Below are 26,251 nucleotides of genomic sequence, written 5' to 3'. Positions count from 1 at the left end.
ACTTCTCAATCAATCATAGAGGAAAATATCATGGCTATGAGAAAACCCGTCATAACAGAACCAGAAATCAACCGTGTCATACGCTCAGCCAAAAAAAATGGATTAAGCGCCGTGGAAATAAGAACCGAAGGTTGTTCTGTTTTAATGTATCTCAAAGATGACTTACCGCCTTTCGTCCAAGAAAAGGAACAAAAGAAATCCTCAGACGATTTTTTCAAATTGAAATTGTAATATTGTAGAAAAGTTAATCAAAATGCCAAAGAGAAGACCGCCTCATCTTGTGAAAGAAGTCACAAGATACGGGAATGTTTTATGGTATGTTCGTATTGGTCACGGTCCTCGTATACGTATCAAAGGAGTCTATGGAACACGAGAGTTTATTGATCAATATGATAAAGCCATTCACATATTAAAGAATAATCAGCCCATACCAAGCAAGAAAAATTATGTAAAGAGTGGCTCGCTCCAAGAGCTCATCTATAAATACTATCAAAGCGTTCACTGGAATAAATTATCAAAAGGAACCCGCTACCAGAGACAATTAACCTACCGTAATATAATTGATAAAAATGGTGAGGCTCCCTACTCAGAAATTACCAAAAAGACGCTACAGCACGCTGTCAATGAACTGCTTGATACGCCGGGGTCCGCAAAGAATTTTATGGGAGCTATGAGCTGTCTCTTTAAATGGGCAGTTGACATGAATTATGTTGAAGATGATCCAACAATTGGCGTTAAAAGACCTGTAGCACAAAACAAAGATGGATTTATAGCCTGGACGGAAAAAGACATAGAAGACTACTATAAATGTTGGGCTGAACATACCAAAGAACGCGTATGGCTTGACGTTTTGCTTTACACGGGCTTGCGTCGTGGCGATGCGGTTCGTATCGGTTGGAAAGACGTTCAAGACGGTATCTTATTTCTAACAACAGAAAAGAGCGGCTTTAAAACAGAGGTTCACTTACCGCTTTTACCGGCTCTTATAGACAGTCTGGAACGCGGTAAAACCGGTCTCAATACTTTTATATGTGGCGAAAAAGGATATGCTTTAACAAAAGATAGCTTTGGAGTTTTGTTCTGTAAAGCTTGTCGTGTGGCGGGTATTAAAAAGTCTGCTCATGGTGTTCGAAAAATAGCTGCCACACGCGCTGCCAATGCAGGCGCAACGGTAGCCCAAATGAAAGCCCTCTTTGGTTGGACAGATGATACAATGGCGTCGCATTATACCAAGACAGCAGATAGAAAAAGGCTCGCCATTGAAGCAATCAAAAAACTGCAAAAAAATTCGGGATAGCCCCCCAAAAAATGTAATAGAATCAATGAATCATGAAATCCCAAATTTTCATATAATTTGTTTATTTTATTAAATATAAATATTTTCAAAGAGATTTGAAATGAGAGAATCCTACAATATTCGGAGCTATGCTTCAAGGTGGACAATGAAATTACCCTAATGAATCAATGTACTGTCATACCATAAAAGATAAAGAGCCAAATGCCTCTCATGAACCGCCTTTATACAAGGGCTGTTGTAACACAATAAGTTGGAAAACATCATGGCGATGTTAGCTCCTTCGTAAGCGTAAAGATGGTTGTGCACCATGGCTTTACCGTTTACAACTCACAAATCGCCATGAAATAAACTTAGGAACAGTGCGAGATATCTCTTAAAACCAACCACAAATGTGTCATGCAATGAAAGCAATATCATCTTGGTAGATTTTAAAAGCCATTTTTTAATCCATAAGTCACACCGTTATAGACATCAAAATATTAAACTGTGAGAAAATGAGACTGCCTCTCGTAAAAATCAGCTAAATATCAAAGACACTCTTATAATTTTGTTCACCTTTGATCTCGGGGGGGGCGGAAAAGAATCTATACGTTGAAGTGCCATCATAGCTAAGCGATCAAGTTCCGGATGACCAGAAGAAACAATAACACGGCTAGAAAAAATACTCCCCTGCTCATGCACTCTAAACTCCAACTTCACCGTTCCTTTTGCACGACTGATACGTTGTCCTACAACATATTTTTTTTGCATTTCTAATTGCGACTGTACCTTTGCTAACCATTCTATTAACAATGCATCCTCACGTGCTGTCATATCACCGCCTTGATTGGAGATAGACGAACGTATCGCTTTCATATTAGGCTGCTTTACGACCGACTTTGGCATAGGTATCAATTTTTTGGCAAGGACTTTTTGCTCTCCTTTTTGAGAAAAAGATTCTTCTTTGAGAAGAGGTTCTTCCAAAGATTTAAGGACCGAAAATTCATCCTCTTCGACATGGTCCTGAGGCTCTTCTGGTTGCTCTTCATCCTCTGTTTCCAATGTCTCTAAATCCTGCTCTAAAAAATCAGGCTGCAACATTTCCGGCTCTGTACGCATATCTAACAAATCTGTATCAATATCTAGAGAGGGAGTCTCTTGTGTAAAAGCTAATACAACCGCAGGTGAGAGCACAGCATTACTTACACCAGAGCTCCCAAAATAAAACCGTGCTCCCAATATGATATGCAAAGAGAAAGCACAAATAAACGCACAAATCCAAAGACTTATTAACTGCCTCGTATTCGCAAAATTCATCGTTTTTTCCACCGCACTTCTAAACCTATATTGGTATTAAACTTCATTAAAATAAGCTCTTTGAGAATTGCAACTTTTTTCTTGACTGATTTTATCATGTTTAATATGTTTTCTTCGTGGTTTTATGCGAAGTGAAGCCGCTTTTGCTTAACTGGCTCGTTTGTGTTCAGAAGGGCGAGGTTTTTTTATGTCAAATGAGAGAGGGGTTTTTAAAAAAAGGTTATGATGTGTTATGCAAATAAGACGAGAGAATATCCATAGGAGCTGCGTGATTTTAAGCGCATTATCGGTCTGTATCCCTTCATTGGTTTTTGCACAAAACAGTGACAACAGTGGTGTAACGGAGCTAAAACCAATTGTTATAAAAGGAAAAGGAATAGAGGGTACTTCAGGTTCAGTGACCATTCTGACCAGTCGTAAAACCGCTGAGGATATTAACGCAAAACAAATAGGTGACGCCCATGATGTTAGTCGTCTTAATCCGTCTGTAACCTATAACACAAGCAATAGCAGTTTTGTAGTTCGTGGTTTAGATGCAAATCGTGTTCTCACAACAATGGATGGAATTTCCCTTCCATGGTTTTCAGATATAGTCCGTGGAAACGGTGGAAATACAACTTTTGACTTTGGAGCGCTTTCTACGTTTGATGTTATTCAAGGATCAGATTCTAGTCTTTATGGATCTGGTGCACTCGGAGGCGTTGTCGCTTTGCGCACCCTTAATCCTGAAAACCTTATTCGTGAAGGAAAAAATTGGGGGAGCCTTATAAAAAGCGGTTATCATTCTGTTGATAACAGTTGGCGTGTCAACCAAGCTTTTGCGATACGTAATTACAATACGTTTTTGCTTTTCCAGGGGTCTTATATAGAAGGACATGAGCGTAAAAATATGGGAACTGTAGCAGGATACGGAGAGCGTACACGTAAAAATCCCGCTCATTATGATAAAAACAATTTGCTCTTTAAAGTTCATCAATATTTTTATGACAATCACCGGCTCACTTTCACCGCAGAGCGTTTTGGTTCCCATAAAGAGACACATGTGTTGAATGCCTCCACCAGATATGCTCCAGGTTCGGTTTATGAGAAAGATCATAGGCAGCGTGAACGTTTATCTCTTTCTTATGATTATAAGGGAGATGGAAATGCATTTTTAGGTGCATTTTATGGACAACTTTACTGGCAAAGACAGTCGAATAACAATGTTATGAGTGGCTTTCGCGTTCGCGCACCAAAAGGGGATTATTTAAGAGATAATTTGGTCCGTAATAGCAGTTATGGTTTAAATACTCATGCTCTCAAAACGGTGGATATTGGTTCTGGAACTCATACATTAAAGTTTGCTAGCAATGTTTCTTCATCCGAATTTCATCATTATATGTTAGGTAAGGACAATTGTCATCTGAAAGAAAATGCGCAAGGGTGTGCGTTTTTGCCTGCTAATCGATCAGAATCGCCAGACACAAAGAGTTACAATTTAGGCCTTGCTTTCGAAGATGAAATTTCTTTGGTGAATGACCGCTTTCGTATAACCCCTGGGGTTCGTTATGATTGGTACAAGCATAACCCTCAAAAGACCCCCAATTACGAGAAAGCGCTAGGTTCTAACGAATATCCTCCAGAAAAAACTGGCTCACGTTTTTCTCCTAAATTACGTATGGAGTGGGATGTTCGTGATCAAATCACACTTTATACTCAGTGGGCACAAGCTTTTCGCGCACCAGGAGTTTCCGAGCTCTACCTTTCTTACAACAAACCTCCTCTTTATTATGTGAGGGGAGATTCCGAGCTTCTGCCAGAAACAAGCAATGGATATGATGTCGGTATGCGATATGGAAATGAAACTTTTGGTGGTTCTTTTAGTGCCTTTTCCAATCGGTATAAAAATTTTATAGATACCATAGATAAAGGCCCATCAGAAGAATTTAAATTTGCGCGTCGGCATTATATAAATCGTTCACGTGTTCATATTTCAGGTATCGAAGCAAAAGTGCACTTTGCTCTTTATAATGGAATCCGTAGCAACTTTTCTCTTTCCTATGCTCAAGGAAAAGATCTTGATAAAAATGAATATCTTAACTCAATTCCAGGTTTGGAAGCAGTTATCGGTTTAGGATATGTTCAAAAAGCTTGGGGAACAGATGTTGTGCTTAAATTAGCAGCTAAACGTGATAAAGTTGCTGAAAAATCTGATCATCAAAAGAATCCAGGATATAAAGTTGTCGATATGTCTGGTTGGTGGAAGCCATTTGGTGAAAAAGGACCAGTTATAAGAGCTGGTGTCTATAACCTTTTCAATGAGAAATATTGGAATGTGTCGAATCTTCTTTCCAGTAAAGGTACAACGCCAAAAGATTATTACAGCCAGCCTGGTCGTAACTTTAAAGTGTCGTTCGTGCAAAAGTTTTAATAACTTCTGTTGACAACTTAAGACCAATAGAAGAAGGATAGATCATTGTGTTTCTGCTCTCGTCATTCTTTGAATTACAAAGATTTGAAAGAAAAGCTTTAACTGTTCTTGATCTATCTGTTTTTGGTTGTTGTGCTGTTGATTATAAGGACTTGTTTTGTGATAGGTTGAACTACGCACAGGGAGTGGTTCAACCTATTGCATTGTAAAGATAAAGTTTGAAAGTTAACTCTAAATATAAGGAAAGTCCATGTCATATACAACCGAAATGATTATTCGCTTGCGCGAAGAAAAAAAAGAGATGCGAAATCGTGATTTTGCAACCTCTATTGGTATTTCTGAGGCAGAACTTATTGCTGCCTATTGCACCATTGGAAAAGCAAAAAAGCTCCAAATTGATGTTGCCGCTCTCCTGGGGAATGCTTCTCATCTTGGAACAGTTATGGCGTTAACACGCAATGAATATGCTGTTCACGAAGTTACAGGAAATATTGAAAAATTCGTTCACAACAAAAATGTCCCTATAACACTCGGTGAAATTGATCTGCGTATTTTCGCAAAACAGTGGAAGTTTGGTTTTGAATATGAGATGACTATTCTTGGCAAACCTGCAAAAAGTCTGCAATTTTTTGATCAATATGGTGTTGCTATTTTTAAACTCTATTCTCAAGATACCACGAATATGGAGGAATGGAGTAAACTTGTTGAAAAGTTGCTTGATAAAGATCAATCACCTATTCTTGATATCCTTCCTGCGTCTCCTCCAGTTCAGCATGATAAGAGTGAATTAGATGTTGAACAATTCCGTAATCGTTGGCGCAATATGACCAATGTCCATCAGCTTCATGAGATTATTTCTGAGTTTAAAATGAATCGGTGTGATGCTGTGAAATATGCTGGCAACGAATTTGCCAATGAATTAAAGGTAGAAGCTGTTGAAATGATGCTTAACCAAGTTGCACAACAAGAAATACCTATTATGTGTTTTGTTGGTAATAGAGGATGTATCCAAATTTTCAGTGGGCAAGTTAAGAATATTAAGCAAATGGGACCATGGCTGAATGTTCTTGATCAAAAATTTGATCTTCATTTACTTATTTCCGGTATTGATAGTGTGTGGTATGTTCGCAAACCTACCTGTGATGGCTATGTCAGTTCGCTTGAAATCTTTGATAAAAACAGTGAAATCATTACACAGTTCTTTGGTTTACGAAAGGAAGGTCAAAAAGAACGTGAGGATTGGCGCTTATTATTGAATAATCTTCCTCTGCGTCAAGAAGCAGTCGTCGCTTAGAAAGGGAAAGTTAAATATGCTTGCTCTTTTTTTGCGTAAACTGTCGAATCTTTTTCTTCTTTTTGTACTGTTTTCTTTTTCTCAGCAAGTGATTGCTGAGCCTGTGACACGTTTTTCTGAAAATGCACGAATTGTCTCTATTGGTGGATCTCTTACAGAAATCGTTTATGCATTAGGCGCCCAAGATCAGCTTGTTGCCCGTGATAGTACAAGTATTTATCCGCAAGAAGCACTCAAACTTCCTGTGCTTGGATATATGCGTGCTCTTTCACCTGAAGGTGTTCTGTCACTTGCTCCAGAAGGTATATTGCTTGTTGAAGGAAGCGGACCTGCTTCAACAATTGATATTCTTAAAAAAGCTTCAATCCCTATGGTGATTGTACCAGAAAACTACTCCCGTGAAAGTGTGATAGAAAAGATTCGTATCGTTGGTCACGCTCTTCATCGCGAAGCACAAGCAGCTGCATTAATTAAGAAAATAAGTCGTGATTTTGTAGATAATGATGCACTTTTAGCAAAAGTAACAAAACCAAAGCGTGTTCTTTTTGTTCTCTCCGTACAAAATGGGCGCGTGATGGCTTCCGGAACAGACACAGCGGCTGATGGTATCATAAAGCTTTCAGGTGGAATTAATGCCATCACTGATTATAAGGGCTATAAGCTCCTTAATGGTGAGGCATTGTTGCAATCAAATCCTGATGTTATTTTACTTGTAAAACATCGTAAACAATCTGCTAACCTTGAAAAGATTTTAGCTATACCAGCAGTTCAAGCAACGAATGCAGCAAAAAATCACGCCATTAAACAGATGGATGTTATGTATCTTTTAAGTTTTGGTCCACGTACTGCAAGCGCTTCGAGAGAACTTATTAATATCCTTTATGGTACAAACCAGGATGGTAAGAGCTAAGAAAAATGGCAGATCCGATATCCACAGTATATGCACCTGGAACAGAGGAAAACAAAGAATTCAATCGTGCAATTTTGAAAAAAATTGTCTTATTATGTCTCAGTATATTTCTGATTTTCAGTGTTTTTAGTGGGCTTTTAAATGGCGCTTCTAGCATTTCTTTCTTTGATTTTTTTCATGCCATGCTTACACAAGATTTTTCTGTCAGCAGCAAAACCCGCGATTACCTTGTTCTTATCGACATTAGACTTCCCCGTGTTATCTTGGGATTATTAGTTGGATCATCATTAGCTGTTTCTGGTGTTCTCATGCAGGGGCTTTTTCGTAATCCTCTTGCAGACCCTGGAATTGTAGGTGTCTCAGCGGGTGCTGGCCTTGGTGCTGTTTTAGCAATTGTTGTTGGTATTGCTTTCCCTCCTTCATTGGCAGTTTTTCTAGAACCCTACAAAGTGATTATAGGTGCCTTTTTTGGAGGACTTTTATCAACCATTGTTCTTTATACAATAGCAACGCACCATAGTTTTACTTCTATTGCAACAATTCTTCTTGCTGGTATTGCTCTTGGTGCTTTAAGCAGCGCTGTTATTGGAACATTGATTTTTATCGCAAATGATCAGCAATTGCGTGATATTACTTTTTGGAATCTTGGTTCTCTTGCCGGTGCTACATGGCTGAAAGTCTGGCTTGTTCTCCCTTTTATTTGTATTGGTCTTCTTTTTTCACCCCTGTTATCACGAGCGCTTAATGCCCTTGCTCTTGGAGAAGCTGTTGCGGTTCATATTGGTTTTCCTATTCAACGCATTAAAAATATTGCTATTTTCCTTGTTTCCCTAATGTGTGGTAGCGCGGTTGCAGTTAGTGGAAGCATTGGTTTTATTGGTATTGTTGTTCCGCATATTTTGCGTCAACTCATTGGTCCTGATCATCGTTATCTCATTCCATGCTCCGCTCTCTTGGGTGCAGCATTGCTTATTTTTGCTGATACCTTTGCACGTTTAATTGTCGCCCCTGCTGAACTGCCAATCGGAATTGTTACAGCTCTTTTTGGCGCACCTTTTTTCCTTTGGATTCTGATATATAAACGGGGAACAAACTTTCCATGATCGAAGCAATTGGTGTCTGCGTTCAACGCAGGAAAAAACAGATTCTCAACCAGATAAATCTTCATGCAGAAAGTGGTTCTCTTACGATCATTATCGGTCCTAATGGATCTGGAAAAAGTACTTTCATCAAAGCACTCAGTGGAGAAATTCCTTACAGTGGGCAAATGACTTTAAATGATCATGATGTTAACAAAACAAAAACTTCTGAAATGGCAAAACTGCGGGCAGTGTTACCACAATCAACAGTGTTAGCATTTCCATTTTTGGTTCATGAAGTTGTGGAACTTAGTTTCTCTGCAAACCAAGTTGCCATTGCCAAAACTGAATCGCAAAATCTTACCCAAAAAGCTTTAAAACGTGTTGGCCTTGCTGACTATGGCAACCGATATTATCATCAATTATCAGGAGGAGAACAAGCTAGGGTACAACTTGCTCGTGTGCTTTGTCAAATATGGGAGCCTGTTTGTGATGGGATTTCTCGTTGGATGATATTAGATGAACCCATTGCTAGTCTTGATATTCAACATCAACTTGTTGTTATGGATATTGCCAAAAATTTTGCGCGTTGTGGTGGTGGTGTTCTTGCTGTTCTTCATGATCTCAATCTTGCCTCACATTATGCAGATAAAATCATATTGCTAAAGCAGGGGGAAATTTATTGTGAAGGAAGCGCCTCTACTGTTTTGACAACACAAAACCTACGTGATGTTTATCACTGTGCTTTAATCGTTTCTGAAGTTCCTAAAGCAAATGTTCCATTTATACTACCTCAAACAGCATCATGCCTATGAGATGGCGTATTGGGAGAAGGTTTTCTGATTGAACAAAAAATTAAGCAATATGATAAAGTATCTGAATTCCTTCAGAAGAAGTTGCTTTAAATGAATTAACTTCTCTTAACATGTTTATTTATAAACATCATTTAGCATTTTTTATATTGAATAAAAATATCAAATACGACAGTACTCTCTCATTCTTATCCCGAAACAAAAAGGCATGTTCTTGCACATTATAAAAGAAAATATCCTGTAAATACAATTTCTTGAAAAAGTGTTCAATTATTGTCTCCTCTGAACCGTGTGAATGCCAAAATAGAGGATACTATTGGAAATGAAAAAAACACTACTCTATTTTATGAAATAGTAACTTCTGCATTATAATAAAATGCGCATTTTAAAAAACTTATGAAGAGAATAACGTTATCATTAATATTCTGTGTAGGTTAATGATGATAGATATGTAAATTAATAATGCCACCATCTCTGATATTATTCCCATATAGATAATAACGCAGAAAGTATTCAAACTGTTTGCAAAGAGTGGTACTCCTATAAATCAAAGTGCCTTTGTTCAATATTTCTCTATGCGCTCTTATCGTTGTAATGGTATTTTATTATCTTACAATATGTATCCAAATTTCAATATTATGATCATGCTCAATATGAAAATGGTGTGTACAATTCACCCCATACTCACAGACAGAAAGCTGCCCTTTCTAACATAGTGTTCAGATCTTGATTTTATATATCAAAAGATTTTGTATAACAAAAAATATGCATTAATAAACAAGGCAATCTCTTTGTTAAAGCACATATTGATTTATAATGATTATTTATCGTTGTTTAGCTTGAATCAAAACCCCGAATATCCATAAGATTATTTTATTTCAAACCACTTTATGTTGAATCAATTTTGTTCATTTGGCTTTACACTATCAGTGGGACTGGGCATTTGGGTAAAATTATAAAAGAAAGGAAAAAATGCCTCTCATAAACCGCCTTCATGCAAAGGCTATCGCCATATTGATACAACTTATAGCATGAGAAAATTTTCCAAGATAAAAACAAACCCACCAACAAAATTTGAGAAAGCATGATTGTAAAGTTAGATCGGGTGATATGCTTGAATTTATGGCAGTGCATTTATTGTAACATTCCAATTGGTAGTGGTTATATATTCATAATGATATAAAGTATCTGAAAGCACTCAATAAATTTACATGACTTATAAAAATGCCGTGATGGAATCATCACGCTAAGATTGATGAGGCTGTCATCTGAGGGAGAAATTTATGAGACTGCAAAACTAAAAAACATGCAGACAAAAGACGCACTCTGATTTGTGCCCTTTAGCGCTTAATTTCCGCTTAATTTCCAATGACCTTTTTTCAATGATCTTTGCAACTCCACACAGTCATAGCTGTGAAAGAAAAAACTTTCTCCTGTTTTTCGTTATAAGTTCCCCCCTCATCCCTACAGTCATTTAAAGTTACTGACCGAAAAATCATCTTCATATCATTTTCATACTCCCCGATATCTTCATTTTAAGAGTATATAAATTATTTATGATATGATAACGCGGATTTACTCCGCGTCAACAATGATAACTATTTGTCATCCGATAGTTTTCATGACTTTATGGCATAAACAACCGTTACATTTACAGGTCGTGTTTCTGCTCCGCCCGTTGAAGAGAGAGTTATCTTATGCGTATGCTCGCCTGCAAATTCCGTTGTCCTTGATTTTTTCATATGATCAAGAGAAGCACCTTGCCCCCCCAACCCCCCATGTGGAATTCGCTCTAAGCTAAGGTAATTAATCTTGTGTATATGTGTCCCCGCATTTTCAATGGTACCAACATGTGTATGCGATTTTATGCTGTCTTTTTGTTCTTCTGCAAACTTTCTTTCTGAATCTAAGCCGCGACCACCATCAAAGCCGCGTAAAAACATCCCTCTAAAATCAGGAACTTTGAAAGTTGTATCACTCTCTTTTCCCCATTTATCACCTATTGCCTGAAATAATTGCGGATAATCTGTACGCTTATAGGTAGCGCCATCACATAAAATCCAACCGCTTGGCACTGTCTGCATGGCAAATGTAGCAATGAATCCAGCTGGAAAACTTTCTACTTTTTGTGGTGTTGGATTTAATAAATACCAGCCATCACGATCTTTCATTGAAAAATCGTGATGATATACCATTTCGTAAATACCATCTGTTTGTATTTCACCACCTTCTAATGGCATAACACCTGCATCCGTTGCCTTATAGATAGGTCTCTCCCCTATGTTATTCACCGTTACTGTCGTTGTACCAATATTCACGCCACAAGACTTAAAACGTATGATAAGATCATTATTGTATTGTGCTATGGGTGATGCTATCTTTAATGTTATGCGTGTTGTTTTATCTTCCGCATTCACCGTAAAGTTCGCATTAATCGAACCACCACTATCTGCAAGATATTCACGTACACGCTGCATCATCGCCCGCGCACTATCATTAACAGAACTCGGTGGCTGCCCTTCTGCCCAATTAATAATATTATCCGAATTAGCGTTTTCATCAGCCTTTAGTGACCAATCGTAAATATTAGACATTATAATCCCCCGTTCTACTCAATCATTCATTTCATCATTTCTACGCACCAAAGTGCATCACTCCATCACCATTAGTTGATACATCATTTGCTGCTGTACCCCCATACTAACTTATTTTCCTTCTTTCTCATTCCTCCTCTTTAAATAAACGAAAATGACCACACCTTATTTCTCATAAAACCAGCATCACTGCCTTCTCTAATAAGGTCATTCCTTCATCTCACATCACCTGCCCCTTATTACCCTGCTGTGATTGTCTCTCTCTTGAGAAACTTTTCGTTTTATTGAAAAATTTCATCAATATTGATCATGAGATTTGCTTGTCGCTTTAGTGCGTAGTACTGTTCAATGTCATTTTTGAGCCTATAAGACTGCTCATATGTTTTACCAAGTGGGCAAACACTCTATTTTTTGACACTTTAAGCTGCCCCATTTGCCATATTTTATAGCATAAATATTATGTTTTACTTCTCTGCAAAATCACTTCAATTTTTAAATTTTTGGTTGCAAATTTTTATCAATTGTTTTTCTTTATCTTCATTTTTTATAACTGCTGCTCATTTTTTGCAATATTAAGGTTTTATCATGAAAGTTAAAATCTGCTGGGTTTATAGGCTTTTTGCATAATCTACCGTATTTTATCTGCCCCCACATATCTTGTGTCATGAAATTTGTTTCTGAAAATATTTCCTACTCAATCAATACCAACGCCCCTCAATACCAACGCCCTTGTCAAAGGCTTGTTATTTTCAATCTAAAAGACAACAAAGAATAGATTTAACATACAAATCCCCCCGCATTTTCATTCAATTAAGAACAATGCACATAAAATACTCAAGACTTAATACCATCTTTATTAAACTTGAAAAATGTACCAATTTATATATTGGTGATAGAGGAAACGATGCCCCACTCCTAAAGGAGGCTTACACCACCGGCATTTGAAAGATACCCCACCCTTTTGCCATCTCTCTGTGAGCATAAATGCCCTTCTTGCTTATTTTATTATATGTCGAGTTTTTTTGCAAGAGCAATAAAGCCTTTTGAGCAACTTCAGCAATTGTTAGCATTTTTCTTTCCATCGCCAATCACTCCATGGTTTACACATAAAGTCATCAACTTACAAAAAAGCATCCTGATATTTTATAGCTTACTTTTTCAAATAGGGGCTCTCAACAAATCCAAACACCCTACTTTTGTATCTTATATCGGTCATATTCATATGCTCGTATATTTCTAGTGCTCATTGATGAATGAATCCTCTTCGCATTTTACCCATAATCTATATCTTGGTTGCTTTATCTTATTTTCTCTTTTAAAGGTAATCCCTTTCTCTATTTAAAGATCATTCTACTTTGCTAAAATTGCACTTTGTTTAGATTGCCTTTTTCTGTGATACATCAGAAAATCACATTATTCCATATAAATGAGGAAGGGTAAAATGGTAAAAAATGAGCCATGAAACATTCCTAGTTTCCTCCCTCTTCTTAAGCTCCAAGAAGTTTTTAGCTCAAAATAACATGACATTTTTATACAAAAAATACTGAAGATGAAGATTTGCATAAACGAGAAAGTGCTGTAAAAATAGGGAATAATTATTCCTAAAAATCGCAATCATAAAAATTTTTGAAATCGCCCTTTATATTAACTTTTATTGTTTTATGAAGATTTTCCCAATATTGTCGTCATTTTCTGAGTTGTAAAACCTCTTTTTATTTCTAAAGATATACAAAATCGTTAAAAACATATTTTTGTGATTGACAATAGAGATATTTATGCCAACCATGTTCACACTAACGAAAATGTTTTAAGTGGGGGTATCGTGCAAATATGGTTAGAAATATTGCATTGATTTTTTCAAAATAAAATTTCTTGCGCTTTATCACAGAGCTTCTTGCTGTAACTGTAATGGTTGCATTGTACTCCTTCACTAAAGCGCCCATGATTGATCATTTGAATACCTCCTCGTTAATATAACAATCTGTTTTTGGATTATTTGTTTATAAGGAGAAAGTTTGTGCAAAAAAATACTCCGTCAATCAGTAGCAGTCCCCTTCCCGCCTCGCAAAAAATTTATCAGCAAAGCCCTGTTTTTTCTGATGTACGCGTACCATTGCGTGAAATTTCATTGACCAATAGCAGCAATGAAAAACCTTTAAATGTTTACGATACTTCTGGTCCCTATACCGATCAAAATACGACCATTGATATTACAAAAGGATTACCAGAAATTAGCACACCTTGGCTTTCAAAGCGTGCTGATACGGAATCTTATCCGGCACGTCCCGTCAAACCTGAAGACAATGGCTTAACCCATGATAAAACCCTGACACCAACTTTTGAAAAAAAACGTCCTGTTTTGCGCGCAAAAAATGGCAAAGCAGTTACACAAATGGCGTATGCACGTGCAGGCATTATCACCGAAGAAATGGAATATGTCGCTATACGAGAAAATGAAGGATTAGCAATACAAGACCTCCCAAAAGTACAATCAAGCAAAGCATTTGATGGATCAATACCAGAAATTTATACTGCAGAATTTGTTCGCAATGAAATTGCCTGTGGCCGCGCCATTATTCCCCAAAATATTAATCATCCAGAATGCGAACCAATGATTATTGGACGCAATTTTCGTGTTAAGATTAATGCTAATATTGGCAATTCAGCGGTGACGTCCTCTATGGCAGAAGAAGTAGATAAAATGGTTTGGGCTATTCGTTGGGGTGCTGATACAGTGATGGATCTCTCAACAGGGCGAAATATTCACAATATTCGTGAGTGGATTATTAGAAACTCTCCGGTTCCAATCGGAACTGTCCCTCTTTATCAAGCACTCGAAAAAGCACAAGGTATTGCTGAAAATTTAACATGGGATATTTTCCGCGATACCCTTATCGAACAAGCAGAACAAGGTGTTGATTATTTCACCATTCATGCGGGATTAAGATTACCATTTATTCCTCTAACCATTGACCGTGTGACAGGTATCGTCTCACGGGGTGGGTCAATTATGGCAAAGTGGTGTTTACATCACCACAAAGAAAGTTTTCTCTATGAACATTTTGACGAAATTTGTGATATCGCACGCACCTATGACATTTCTCTTTCACTAGGAGATGGGCTGCGTCCTGGCTCTATTGCCGATGCGAATGATGAAGCGCAATTTGCTGAACTTAAGACTTTAGGAGAGTTAACAAAAATTGCTTGGGAAAAAGATGTACAAGTTATGATTGAAGGACCTGGGCATGTCCCAATGCATAAAATTAAAGAAAATATGGACCAACAATTAGATCTGTGTCATGAAGCACCCTTTTATACTTTGGGACCTCTTACCACTGACATTGCGCCTGGTTATGACCATATTACCTCAGCAATTGGTGCTGCTATGATTGGGTGGTTTGGCACTGCTATGCTCTGTTATGTAACGCCTAAAGAACATCTCGGGCTTCCTGATAAAAATGATGTTAAAACTGGTGTCATTACTTATAAAATTGCTGCCCATGCTGCTGATCTTGCGAAAGGTTTGCCAAGAGCGCAATTGCGCGATAATGCTCTCTCACGTGCACGATTTGATTTTCGATGGTATGATCAATTCAACCTTTCTCTTGATCCAGAAACAGCGCGGACCCTGCATGATGAAACATTGCCTAAAGAAGCGCATAAACTGGTACATTTTTGTTCCATGTGTGGACCAAAATTCTGTTCTATGCGAATTTCCCATGATATTCGTGAAACAGCAACAATGCAAAAAACAAAAGAGGAAGGGATGATTGCCATGGCTGAAAAATATCAAAAAAATGGCGATCTTTATGTCGATGTTACTCCTACTCAAAGAAAGAGAGCAAATAATTGAAGAGCATTCTTATCAAAGGTGCAGGTGTAGGGGGATTAACAGTTGCCGTTATGCTACAACAAAAAGGCATTCCTGTTACTGTATCCTCTCCCCCTCATTCTCCTATAGGAACTGCTAGTTGGTATGCAGGAGGCATGCTAGCACCTTACTGTGAAAGAGAAAGTACTGAACAAATTGTTGAAGATCTTGGCATAAAAGCCATAGAGTGGTGGCGCAAAACACTTCCCGATCTTGTCACAGAAAAGGGAACTTTAGTCGTCGCCCCTATGCGGGATAGGGTAGAGCTTGAACGATTTGCAATGCGTACACATCATCACAAAACTGTAAATAGTGCAGAAATAGCGCATCTTGAACCGGATCTTGCTGATCGTTTCAACCGTGCACTCTTTTACAAAAATGAAGCGCATATTGATCCCCGCAAAGCACTAATCTCTTTAAAAGAAACTCTTATAAAGAATGGTGCATGTTTTGTTGATGTGGGAATATCTGAAAAAAATTTTGATATTATTATTGATGCAACAGGAATAGCACGTTTAGGAAAAGACAAAAATATACGAGGTGTGCGCGGTGAAATGCTTCTTCTACACAGCACAGATATTAAAATCTTTCGTCCCGTTCGTCTTCTCCATCCACGGTTTCCTCTCTACATTGTCCCTCGAGAAAATAATATTTTTATGATTGGCGCAACAATGATTGAAAATAATTTTGATGGTGCTATTTCTGTGAGATCCATGATGGAATTGCTTAATGCTGCTTATACCTTGCATCCCGCTTTTTCTGAGGCAGAAATTATTGAATCCGGTGTTGGGATTCGACCATGCTATCCTGATAACTTCCCTTCTGTATACAAACATGATAATCATATTTTTATAAATGGATTTTACAGACATGGTTTTCTTTTATCTCCAGAAATGGCAAAACGAGCGATGAAACTAGCACTGGAGTAAAGCATGCAAATATTTGTCAATGGTGAAACAATACAAACAAAAGCCACTACTCTTAGTCTATTGCTTGAAGAATTGGGTTATGAAGGGAATTGGCTCGCAACCGCGGTTAATGCAGAGGTCATTCCTGTGGAGGCACGAAGCCAATTTAGCTTGCATGAAGGAGACAAAGTTGAAATTTTAAGCCCAATGCAAGGAGGTTGAAATGATGCTAAATCTTTATGGACGCCCATTCTCTTCTCGTCTTATGTTAGGTACGGCTCAATATCCTTCACCAGCAATCCTTCGTGAGGCTATTCACAAATCAAAGACAGAAATTGTTACAGTCTCCCTGCGCAGAGAAAGCGCAGGTGGAAAGCAAGGGGGACAATTTTGGCAATTCCTTAAAGAACTTGATATCACATTGCTCCCCAATACTGCTGGTTGTTATACTGTTAAAGAAGCCGTTACAACAGCACAACTTGCAAGAGACCTTTTTAAAACCTCTTGGATTAAACTCGAAATTATTGGTAATCCTGATACCTTACAACCAAATGTTTTTTCTTTAATTGAAGCCACACAAATTTTAAATAATGAAGGTTTCAAAGTTTTTGCCTATACAACAGATGATCTCATTGTTGCGGAGAAACTCTTGGATGTTGGGTGCCAAGTCATTATGCCTTGGTGTGCGCCTATTGGATCTGCCAAAGGTCCTCATCATACCGATGGATTGCGTTCTATTCGCGCTTACCTTCCCGAAACTACACTTGTTATTGACGCAGGCATTGGGCGTCCTTCACACGCTGCTGTTGCTATGGAGCTTGGTTATGATGCTGTCCTCCTTAACACTGCAGTTGCAAAAGCAGGTGATCCTGTCTTAATGGCGCAAGCATTTTCTCAAGCCATTCAAGCCGGACGAATGGGATATCAAGCTGGAATGCTCGAAGCACGCAATGTCGCTGTCCCTTCAACACCAGTTATTGGCAAAGCGTTATTTTCATGAAACTAGATCCATTTTATCTCATTGTTGACAATGCGGATTGGATCGAACGTTTGGTTCCTCTTGGTGTCAAACTTGTACAATTACGTATGAAAAATGAAAATTTAGAAACAATCCGTCAACATATCAAGCGTGCGAAAAATATCTGCGATAAGTGGGGGGCACAATTCATTGTTAATGATTATTGGTCCATAGCAATTGACGCAAAATGTGACTTTATTCATCTTGGACAAGAAGATTTAAGCCATACTGATCTCCCTGCAGTTCGTAAAAATAGTATAAAATTTGGTCTTAGTACCCATGATGAACAGGAATTGGATATCGCGTTATCTGTAAGCCCTGACTATATCGCGCTTGGTCCTATTTATCCAACAATCTTAAAAAAAATGAAATGGACACCACAAGGGCTCGAAAAAGTTAAACAATGGAAAAAACACATTGGTGCCTTACCCTTAGTGGGAATTGGAGGTTTGACCCCTGAGCGCGCCATTGGTGTTTTGCAAGCAGGCGCCAATAGTGTTGCTGTTGTAACCGATATTATCCTTCATAAAAAACCTGAACAGCGGATCCAACAATGGCTCAAGGTAACACAAACATGGCGTTAACACCTTCTATTCTGATTGTTGCAGGAACGGATCCAACAGGGGGTGCTGGTATTGTTCGGGATATAGAAACAGCAGCATATTTTCAAATAAAAGCAAATTTAGCCGTCACTTGTGTTAACGTACAAGATGATAACCACGTTGCTGAAATTTTTCCTATGCGTGAAAAACTCATCACCGCACAAATGCACACCGCTTTAGAAGCCAGTCCTATAAGTGCCATAAAAATTGGCATGACAGGAAACCGAGAAATTATAACAGCAGTTTGCCATATCTTAGAACAATATCCCCACATCCCAGTTATTTTTGATCCCGTACTTGTTGCCTCCTCAGGAGGAAAACTGACAACAGAAGAAACCATAGAAGTTATCATTCATAAACTGCTCCCTCTCGTTGATCTTTTAACACCCAATAGAGAAGAACTTGCTATTCTTAGCCAAAGTCCATTAGCGTCCTACCATGAAGAAGCCATACAACAAGCACAAAAAGTTCTGTCTTTTGGTCCACGCTCTCTCTTAATAAAAGGTGGGCATGCAGATGGTCCTCTTGCAACCGATAGCTTCATTGATAAAACTGGAATCATAAATATTTCTACTCCACGCTTAACAGGAACAATGCGTGGAACTGGTTGTATTCTTTCAAGTGCTATTGCAGCACATTTGGCGTTAAATGAACCTATGATTCAAGCAGTAAAAAATGCAAAAACATATATTCACACCTTGCTTTTAAAACATAATCAAAATCTTTCTTAAGAACGTGATCATGATCGTCATCTTATATTTAAAGCATTTTTTCTCTGTTATCATTTACCTTGAAAAGTATCTTTAAAATTTATTATAAATATATTTTTAAATAAAAACATGATTTTTATAGTAAAAAAATATTTTTACTTTTTTTAAATAAAATAAACATTTATAAATTAAAATATATCTCTATTACGTAAAATATAAATACAATTTATAACAACTATAATTTATATTTACTACATAATTATTTATTATAGAATAATAAGCATACGATAAAACTTAAAACAACCCTATTTTACAGCTTTTTTCTTGTTAAACGAGAAAGAAGTTATTACCATTGCCTCTATAAAAGTGCTCAAAAATATAGCACAAAACTTGAAAGATAATATCGTCTGGTCTATTCATAGTTAAATGGATCAACAGAAGAATAAGATGTTAAATCAAACACCATACGAAATATCATATGAAGAACTTCTAAACTTTTATAAAGAAAGTGGAGTGGATGCTGCTCTGACAGATTTACCCGTTGATCGCTTTCATCAATCTGTACTCTTAGAGAAAAAACCAACAAAAACTGTTCACATTTCTCATCACCAACAGCCCCCATCTCATCATCTCCCCCCACAACCAACTGTTAAACTCCGTCATCCCCCACCGCCTCACTCTGGTAGCGTGCAACATGAATCTTCAGCTATAGAAATAGCAAAAAGTGCGAATACTCTGGATGAATTAAAATCTGCTCTCCTCGCATTTAACGGTTGCTCATTAAAACTGACAGCAAAAAACACCTGTTTTTCAGATGGAACAGCAGGAAGCCCTCTCATGCTTATAGGAGAAGCACCAGGACGTGAGGAAGATCTACAAGGAACTCCGTTTGTAGGAAAAGCAGGTAAGTTGCTTAATAAAATTCTTGAATCAATTGGTTTGACAAGAAATAATGTTTATATTGCCAATACTATTCCTTGGCGCCCTCCCGGAAACCGCACTCCAACACCAAGAGAAGTCGCATTATGCCGTCCTTTTATTGAACGGCAAATCTATTTGGCGCGCCCTCGTATTCTGATAGCACTAGGAGGTGTTGCGACACAATTTCTTACCGGTGCTCAAAATGGAATTGTCCGAACAAGAGGAAAATGGCTCACATATGAAAGAGAAGGCAATATAAAAATACCTGTTATGCCCACCTTTCATCCCGCTTACCTTCTTCGAACGCCTAGTCAAAAAAAGCTCACATGGATGGATTTCTTAGAAGTAAAAAACCGCTTAGAGAACCTCTTGTAACTTCCTAATCTTATCCTTTCTTTAAAATATAAAAACTCTTTCAATTCTTTAATTTTTAAAATACAAACAGGAGGAATTATGCAACAATCAGCAACACCCGTTTATCGCCTAGAAGACTACCAACCAACCCCTTATACGATACCAAAAACACAACTCCACTTCTCTTTATCTCCAACAAAAACCTCTGTTACAGCAACATTGTCTATTGAGCCTCGCCACAACACAAAAGACTCTGCACCTCTTGTGCTGTCTGGTGATGATCTTAAATTAATTTCTGTTGCAATTAATGGCGAGATATTGTCCGAAAACGCTTATAAAGCCACGCCTTCACGCTTAGAAATTCCAACACCACCAGCGGCTCCTTTTACATTGCAATTGGTGACGGAAGTAAACCCAGAAAGCAACCGTCAACTCATGGGTCTTTATCTTTCAAATGGCGTTTATTGTACACAATGTGAATCAGAAGGGTTTCGTCGTATTACATACTTTTACGATCGCCCTGATATTCTTTCTACCTATACAGTCAAAATTGAAGCAGATTCTCAAACAATTCCTATCTTGCTTTCTAATGGCAATCTCGTGAAAATGGGAACCCTTGAAAATCATCGCCACTTTGCGGTTTGGAAAGATCCTTATCCCAAGCCCTCTTATCTCTTTGCTTTGGTTGGTGGAGATCTTGATAAGTTAGAAGACCATTTTACCACTGTCTCTGGTCGACGTATCAAACTTGGTATCTATGTGGAAAAAGGAAAAACCAAGCGTGCAACCTATGCAATGGATGCTCTCAAACGTTCCATGCGTTGGGATGAACAGCATTTCGGTCGTGAATATGATCTTGATGTTTTTAATATTGTTGCGGTTTCCGATTTTAATATGGGTGCCATGGAAAACAAAGGGCTTAATGTCTTTAATGATAAATATATCTTGGCAGATCCTGAAACTGCAACCGATCTTGATTATAGAAACATCGAACGTGTCATTGCCCATGAATATTTCCACAATTGGACTGGTAATCGTATTACTTGCAGAGATTGGTTTCAGCTCTGTTTAAAAGAAGGCTTAACAGTTTACCGTGATCAGGAATTTTCTTCTGATCAAAATGTGCGCAGCTTACAGAGAATTGAAAACATAAAAACCTTAAAAGCAGTGCAGTTTACTGAAGATTCTGGCCCTCTCGCTCATCCTGTACGCCCGCATCAGTATAGCCAAATCAACAACTTTTATACCACAACTGTTTATGAAAAAGGTGCAGAAGTTATTCGCATGGTGCATACTATTTTAGGGTCTACTCTCTTTCGTAAAGGAACGGATCTCTATTTTCAACGCCATGATGGGCAAGCTTGTACAATTGAAGATCTTATCGCCTGTTTTGCTGAAGTTTCCCAGAAAGATTTTTCACAATTTATGCTGTGGTATGAACAAGCTGGTACACCCCATGTAGAAATTAACCACCAGTATAGTGATGGTATTTTAACGATTCATGCACAACAACATATCCCAGCAACACCACAACAAAATACAAAAAAGCCCATGCTTATCCCTATCGCTTTTGGTCTCATAGGACATAATGGAGAAGATCTAACCTATGAATCTGACGCAGATATTCAATCAGATGTCATGCTCCTATCCAAAGAAAAACAAACCTTTACATTAAAAGGTCTCCGCGAAAAACCTGTTTTATCATTACTGCGAAACTTCTCTGCACCTATCATTTTAAAAACACCATTCCATGAAGATGAACTGGCTTTTCTTGCACAGAATGATAGCAATCAAGTTAACCGTTGGCAGTCTCTTAACCAGTTAATGACGCATGCTTTGGTTCAAGCTATTCAAGATACAACACAAGAAAAAGAAAAGATACCCTCTCCTTTGCTAAAACTTATTGAAAACATTCTTAAAGATGAAAGTCTTGAACCAGAGTTTCGCGCTTTTTGTTTAAGTCTACCAAGCGAGATTGAGCTTGCGCATACAATTGGTAAAAATATTGATCCAGATCGTATCCACCATGTCCGCAATCAGTTTTTAATCTCTCTTGCACGTCAGCATCAAGAATTCTTCACGAAACTTTATGCGCAAATGCAAATACAAGACCCTTATTTACCAAATACTGAGCAGGCAGGAAAACGCGCATTACGGAATATGATGCTAAACTATCTTTCACTTGCTGAAGCCCAACCAGACCGTGCTGCCGCACAATATGCAACAGCTGATAATATGACTGATCGTATGGCCAGTATCACTGTTTTAGTGCGGCATTTTAACAAAAGTGAGCAGGCACAAAATGCTTTAAATGATTTTGAAAACCGGTATCACCATGATCCTTTAGTTATGGATAAATGGTTTTCCATTCAAGCAATGGTTGCAGGGGCATCAACACTTGATCACGTTCAAAAACTCACACAACATCCGCTTTTTTCAAAAGACAACCCCAACCGTGTACGCTCTTTGATTGGTGTCTTTGCTTCTAACAATCTCACTGGTTTTAACAGAGCGGATGGTGCATCCTATGATTTTCTTTGCCAAATCATTTTGGAAATTGACAAAAAAAACCCACAGCTTGCCGCACGTTTATTAACAATGACACGCTCTTGGCGACAATTAGAACCTCTTCGTCAACAAAAATTTGAAGCTGCATTAAAAACAATTGTAGCAGCTCCCAAATTGTCAAGTGATGTTGCCGATATCATCAATCGTCTTCTTTCGTAATGATGAAAAAACATTTTAAATCAGTGTGTTATTAATATCATTTGAGAAAAAAGATATTTGATAATCACAAGCCTACAAACGGATTATAAACCTGTTTGTAGGCCATATTATGGTTCCCTGTTATTTTCACACTCCATTTTCATAAAAGTAAAATTATTTTTTCTAAAAAAAGACTAGACAGAAGACTCCTGTTTTGATTCATTGCACCCTATGAGGTCATCAATTAAAGAGCAAAGCAGGTTTTAGAATACATTAAAGGAACGAGAAATGGCTAAACTGGACGCATATAATGCGCCGACAAAGATATATGCCGATCAAAAATCAAGCGCTCAAAATCCTAAAGCGCGAAGTGGATATATCAATTTTCTTTCTGGTTCAGCCTATAAAAAGATTCTCTGTATTGAACCTTGGTTACGCCGTTCTGTTCCACTGGTCGTCATTGCATTTCTCATTGTGTTAGCAGCAATGCATTCCGTCTCAATCTATGATTGGCGAAATGTGATTGATAAAAATACACGTTCTACTATCACTCTTTTATCTTCCCATCTTGTCAACACAATTGATCAGATGACTCAGAAAGGAAAATCCGCAGCTCTTTCTCACAATCAGTTGCAGGATATGCTTACTAATTTTCATAATCAAGGGCTTATTGCGCTAAGCACTGTCATTGCTATAGTAGATCAAAAAGGAAATGTTCTCGCCTCGTCCAGTCCAGAAATTGCTTTAGGAAAACCCTTACAAGATTCTACCTCTAAAAATCTTTCTTTACAATCTTTCGAACAACATGCTGGAATCATGAAAATTACAATGAGTGGTAAAGTCCCTGCTCTCGCTTCATTTCAGCAAACACAAAATCAACAATATGGTGTCTTTATCAGCGAAAAAACGCAACATACCTATATGGAATGGCGGAAAATTTCCTCATTAAACATAACCCTGTTCATAGCGACTGCCGGTGTTATCCTAGCGCTCCTCTATGCTTATTACAGTCAAATTGTACGAGCACGCAAAACGGATCTTATCTCAGAAAAAATTCAAAACCGCATTGATATGGCAATGATGCGTGGACGCTGTGGATTGTGGGATTGGAATATGGCAAGCGGACGTGTTTATTGGTCGCAAGCCATTTATGAAATGCTTGGTTATGTCCCCCAAGAGTCCCTACTTTCAATTTCACAAATTACAGCCATTATTAGCCCGAATGATGCTGATTTTTTTGATCTTGCACAAGAATTAATGAGTGGCAAAAAAAAGCATATTGATATTAATGTTCCCATGCGTCATGCTGATGGTCATTATGTGTGGATGCGCATTCGTGCTGAAGTGACGGATGAAGAAGAACCTCATTTGGTTGGTATTGCCTTCGATATTAGTGAACAACATCAACTTGCCGAAGAAACAGCACAAGCCGATCTTCGTATCCGCGATGCTATTGAAAATATTTCAGAATCTTTTGTATTATGGGATTCAGCAGAACGCCTCGTCATGTCCAACAGCAAATTTTGCGAATATGCAGCTATCCCTAAACGTGCTCTACAGTCAGGTATCCAACGTGCAACCGTCGAATCTATGGCACGCCCTGCAATCAATGAATATCTACTCAAAGATGATGGCACTGGTAACATGACCAGTATTCGCCAAATGGCAGATGGTTCTTGGCTCAAAATTAATGAACGGCGCACTCAAGACGGAGGGCTTGTTTGTATCGGTACTGATATTTCAGAGTTGAAACAACAACAAGAAAAATTTGAAGACAGTGAAAGGCGTCTCTTTTCTTTTATTCAAGAACTCAAACGCGCTCGAGGAAATGCGCAACAACGTGCAACAGAAGTTGAAAAACTGAATATCAGTCTAAAAGCGGAAAAAGAGCGCGCTGAAAGTGCTAACAAAGCCAAATCAGAATTTTTAGCCAATATGTCGCATGAATTGCGTACTCCACTGAATGCCATTCTTGGCTTTTCAGATATTATGTTGCAATCTACCTTTGGTCCTCTTGGCTCGCAACGCTATAAAGAATATATGCATGATATTTACAATTCAGGAACCCATCTTCTTACTCTTATCAATGATATCCTTGATATGTCCAAGATCGAAGCTGGAAGATTTACCCTTGATTGTAAAAATACTGATCTTGAACCTATCATGAGTGAAGCAGTACGCACACTTATGCCACAAGCTCAGGAAAAAAATATTTTTGTTACAACAAATATTGCTCCGGAACTGCACGCAGAGATTGATGGCCGTGCTATGAAGCAGATTTTTCTTAATCTTATCTCCAATGCTGTTAAATTCACACCTTCTGGCGGAAGTATTGATATCTGTGCTTTTAGGAAAAAAAGTAACCTTATTTGTAAAATTAAAGATACAGGAGTAGGTATCCCCCAATCAGCCATTCAAAAACTTGGACAACCTTTTGAACAAGTTGAAAATCAACTCACGAAAACACACACTGGGTCGGGACTTGGATTAGCTATTTCACGCTCCTTGCTGGAACTACACAAAGGGAAACTTGAAATTATTTCTAAAGAGATGAAAGGAACAACTGTAACCATTACAATGCCAATTCAACAAAGCTAACCCCCGTTTAAATTGTCCTCTTTTGTTCTCGTTCTAACAAAATCTGTTTTCGCTTCACTCCCCAACGGTACCCAGAAATTAATCCATCCTTTCGCACAACACGATGACAAGGAATAATTAATGCCAATTCATTATGTGCACATGCATTCGCAACAGCACGAAAAGCATTGGAGATACCAATACGTTGTGCCAATGCTTTATATGAAATTGTTTCTCCACATGGCACTTCACATAAAAACGCCCACACTTTCTTCTGAAACGCTGTAGCATTTATATCTAAGGGGAAATCATGCTTTCCTACCAATTGAGGTGTTTCTATCATCGCAACAATATGAGCAACTTCTCTTTTGAATAGATTGTCATCCACTACGTGTTGTACATTCTCAAAGCGTCTTGTAAATTCCTGTAATAACTGTTCTGTCGTGTCTCCCAATGCTACATTACAAATCCCTTTGTGAGACTTTGCTATCAAAAGTCCTCCTATTGAAACGTTTTTTAGACAGAATATTCTTTTTTGAGAAATGTTCGGCATTTTGACTTTTTAATTCTTAAAAATTTTTGAACACTCTAAAAGAGGAAACTTTTGCATTACTCTCTTTACAAAACATAATGACCTTAAAATTATCTTCTTAAGCATTAACTCAAAATCGCACTCTCACCGTTTATGATATAAAGAGAACAACTTTAAAAACCCGATCTCTCTTTTATGCTTGAAACCTCATGACTATAAAAACCCAATAATAACACTCTTAAAGTATATGAGAACAAATCTCAGTAATACTATCTCTTAAAGCTTTTAAAATTATTTCTCTTTTAATAAAAAGATATCAAACTCTACTCTACGGGACAAGAAAAAAACTCTCCAATATAA

The 26,251-nt window shown here is 37.9% G+C and carries 19 protein-coding genes; 16 read left to right on the top strand and 3 right to left on the bottom strand.

Translation table 11 applies throughout. The annotated features are described in order from the left end of the window. Positions 1-231: hypothetical protein (locus BN67_RS14655; protein ID WP_026088254.1), on the top strand; the 231-nt coding region annotated here is incomplete at its 5' end. A 22-nt stretch (positions 232-253) separates the two neighbouring features. After that, positions 254-1,297: a tyrosine-type recombinase/integrase gene (locus tag BN67_RS08820; protein WP_026088253.1), complete on the top strand. Its 1,044-nt coding sequence runs from the start codon at positions 254-256 to the stop codon at positions 1,295-1,297. 516 nt (positions 1,298-1,813) lie between these two features. Here the strand turns inward: BN67_RS08820 and BN67_RS08815 are convergent. Next, complete coding sequence (locus BN67_RS08815) at positions 1,814-2,593, bottom strand: energy transducer TonB family protein (protein WP_019223747.1); 780 nt, start codon at positions 2,591-2,593, stop codon at positions 1,814-1,816. Between the two features lie 232 nt (positions 2,594-2,825). Here BN67_RS08815 and BN67_RS08805 point away from each other — a divergent pair, with 232 nt between their 5' ends. The 5 genes from BN67_RS08805 (at position 2,826) to BN67_RS08785 (ending at position 9,101) form a co-directional block, all read left to right on the top strand. Next, entirely contained in the window at positions 2,826-5,003 is a 2,178-nt protein-coding gene (locus tag BN67_RS08805; RefSeq protein ID WP_026088252.1) for a TonB-dependent hemoglobin/transferrin/lactoferrin family receptor, read from the top strand. 250 nt (positions 5,004-5,253) lie between these two features. Further along, positions 5,254-6,297 carry a hemin-degrading factor gene (locus BN67_RS08800; protein WP_019223744.1) on the top strand — a complete coding sequence of 348 codons (1,044 nt, stop codon included), beginning with the start codon at positions 5,254-5,256 and terminating at the stop codon, positions 6,295-6,297. A gap of 16 nt (positions 6,298-6,313) precedes the next feature. Then, entirely contained in the window at positions 6,314-7,207 is an 894-nt protein-coding gene (locus tag BN67_RS08795; RefSeq protein WP_019223743.1) for a heme/hemin ABC transporter substrate-binding protein, read from the top strand. A gap of 5 nt (positions 7,208-7,212) precedes the next feature. Continuing rightward, the gene (locus BN67_RS08790; RefSeq protein ID WP_019223742.1) at positions 7,213-8,310 is read left to right on the top strand and encodes a FecCD family ABC transporter permease; all 1,098 of its coding nucleotides are present in this window, start codon (positions 7,213-7,215) and stop codon (positions 8,308-8,310) included. After that, a complete protein-coding gene (locus tag BN67_RS08785; RefSeq protein WP_019223741.1) occupies positions 8,307-9,101 on the top strand; it encodes a heme ABC transporter ATP-binding protein in 795 nt (264 codons plus the stop codon). Before BN67_RS08790 ends, BN67_RS08785 begins: the two co-directional genes overlap by 4 nt. Positions 9,102-10,717: 1,616 nt before the next feature. On the opposite strand, the gene BN67_RS08780 is transcribed toward BN67_RS08785, so the two are convergent. Continuing rightward, complete coding sequence (locus BN67_RS08780; protein WP_019223740.1) at positions 10,718-11,692, bottom strand: phage tail protein; 975 nt, start codon at positions 11,690-11,692, stop codon at positions 10,718-10,720. A gap of 2,017 nt (positions 11,693-13,709) precedes the next feature. On the opposite strand from BN67_RS08780, the gene thiC reads away from it, so the two are divergent. The 9 genes from thiC (at position 13,710) to BN67_RS08730 (ending at position 25,380) form a co-directional block, all read left to right on the top strand. Then, a complete protein-coding gene (gene thiC / locus BN67_RS08770; RefSeq protein WP_019223738.1) occupies positions 13,710-15,545 on the top strand; it encodes a phosphomethylpyrimidine synthase ThiC in 1,836 nt (611 codons plus the stop codon). Further along, positions 15,542-16,492 (top strand): FAD-dependent oxidoreductase, encoded by a 951-nt coding sequence (locus BN67_RS08765; RefSeq protein ID WP_019223737.1) that lies wholly within the window; start codon positions 15,542-15,544, stop codon positions 16,490-16,492. Before thiC ends, BN67_RS08765 begins: the two co-directional genes overlap by 4 nt. Before the next feature lie 3 nt (positions 16,493-16,495). After that, entirely contained in the window at positions 16,496-16,693 is a 198-nt protein-coding gene (thiS, locus tag BN67_RS08760; protein ID WP_019223736.1) for a sulfur carrier protein ThiS, read from the top strand. A gap of 4 nt (positions 16,694-16,697) precedes the next feature. Beyond that, complete coding sequence (locus BN67_RS08755; RefSeq protein ID WP_026088251.1) at positions 16,698-17,471, top strand: thiazole synthase; 774 nt, start codon at positions 16,698-16,700, stop codon at positions 17,469-17,471. Further along, positions 17,468-18,073: a thiamine phosphate synthase gene (locus BN67_RS08750; RefSeq protein ID WP_019223734.1), complete on the top strand. Its 606-nt coding sequence runs from the start codon at positions 17,468-17,470 to the stop codon at positions 18,071-18,073. The genes BN67_RS08755 and BN67_RS08750 overlap by 4 nt, the downstream gene beginning before the upstream one ends. Beyond that, entirely contained in the window at positions 18,064-18,822 is a 759-nt protein-coding gene (locus BN67_RS08745) for a hydroxymethylpyrimidine/phosphomethylpyrimidine kinase (RefSeq protein WP_019223733.1), read from the top strand. Before BN67_RS08750 ends, BN67_RS08745 begins: the two co-directional genes overlap by 10 nt. A gap of 426 nt (positions 18,823-19,248) precedes the next feature. Then, positions 19,249-20,097, top strand: coding sequence for a uracil-DNA glycosylase (locus tag BN67_RS08740; protein ID WP_019223732.1), 849 nt, complete (start codon positions 19,249-19,251; stop codon positions 20,095-20,097). 78 nt (positions 20,098-20,175) lie between these two features. Continuing rightward, on the top strand, positions 20,176-22,803 hold the full coding sequence (gene pepN / locus BN67_RS08735) for an aminopeptidase N (protein ID WP_019223731.1): 2,628 nt from the start codon (positions 20,176-20,178) through the stop codon (positions 22,801-22,803). 267 nt (positions 22,804-23,070) lie between these two features. Beyond that, on the top strand, positions 23,071-25,380 hold the full coding sequence (locus BN67_RS08730) for a sensor histidine kinase (RefSeq protein ID WP_019223730.1): 2,310 nt from the start codon (positions 23,071-23,073) through the stop codon (positions 25,378-25,380). A 7-nt stretch (positions 25,381-25,387) separates the two neighbouring features. On the opposite strand, the gene BN67_RS08725 is transcribed toward BN67_RS08730, so the two are convergent. Continuing rightward, positions 25,388-25,912 (bottom strand): methylated-DNA--[protein]-cysteine S-methyltransferase, encoded by a 525-nt coding sequence (locus BN67_RS08725; RefSeq protein WP_019223729.1) that lies wholly within the window; start codon positions 25,910-25,912, stop codon positions 25,388-25,390. Positions 25,913-26,251 lie beyond the last annotated feature (339 nt).

This window comes from Bartonella rattaustraliani AUST/NH4 (genome assembly GCF_000312565.1).
GTDB classification, from domain to species: domain Bacteria; phylum Pseudomonadota; class Alphaproteobacteria; order Rhizobiales; family Rhizobiaceae; genus Bartonella; species Bartonella rattaustraliani.
This window is presented reverse-complemented; position numbering and strand designations above follow the sequence as displayed.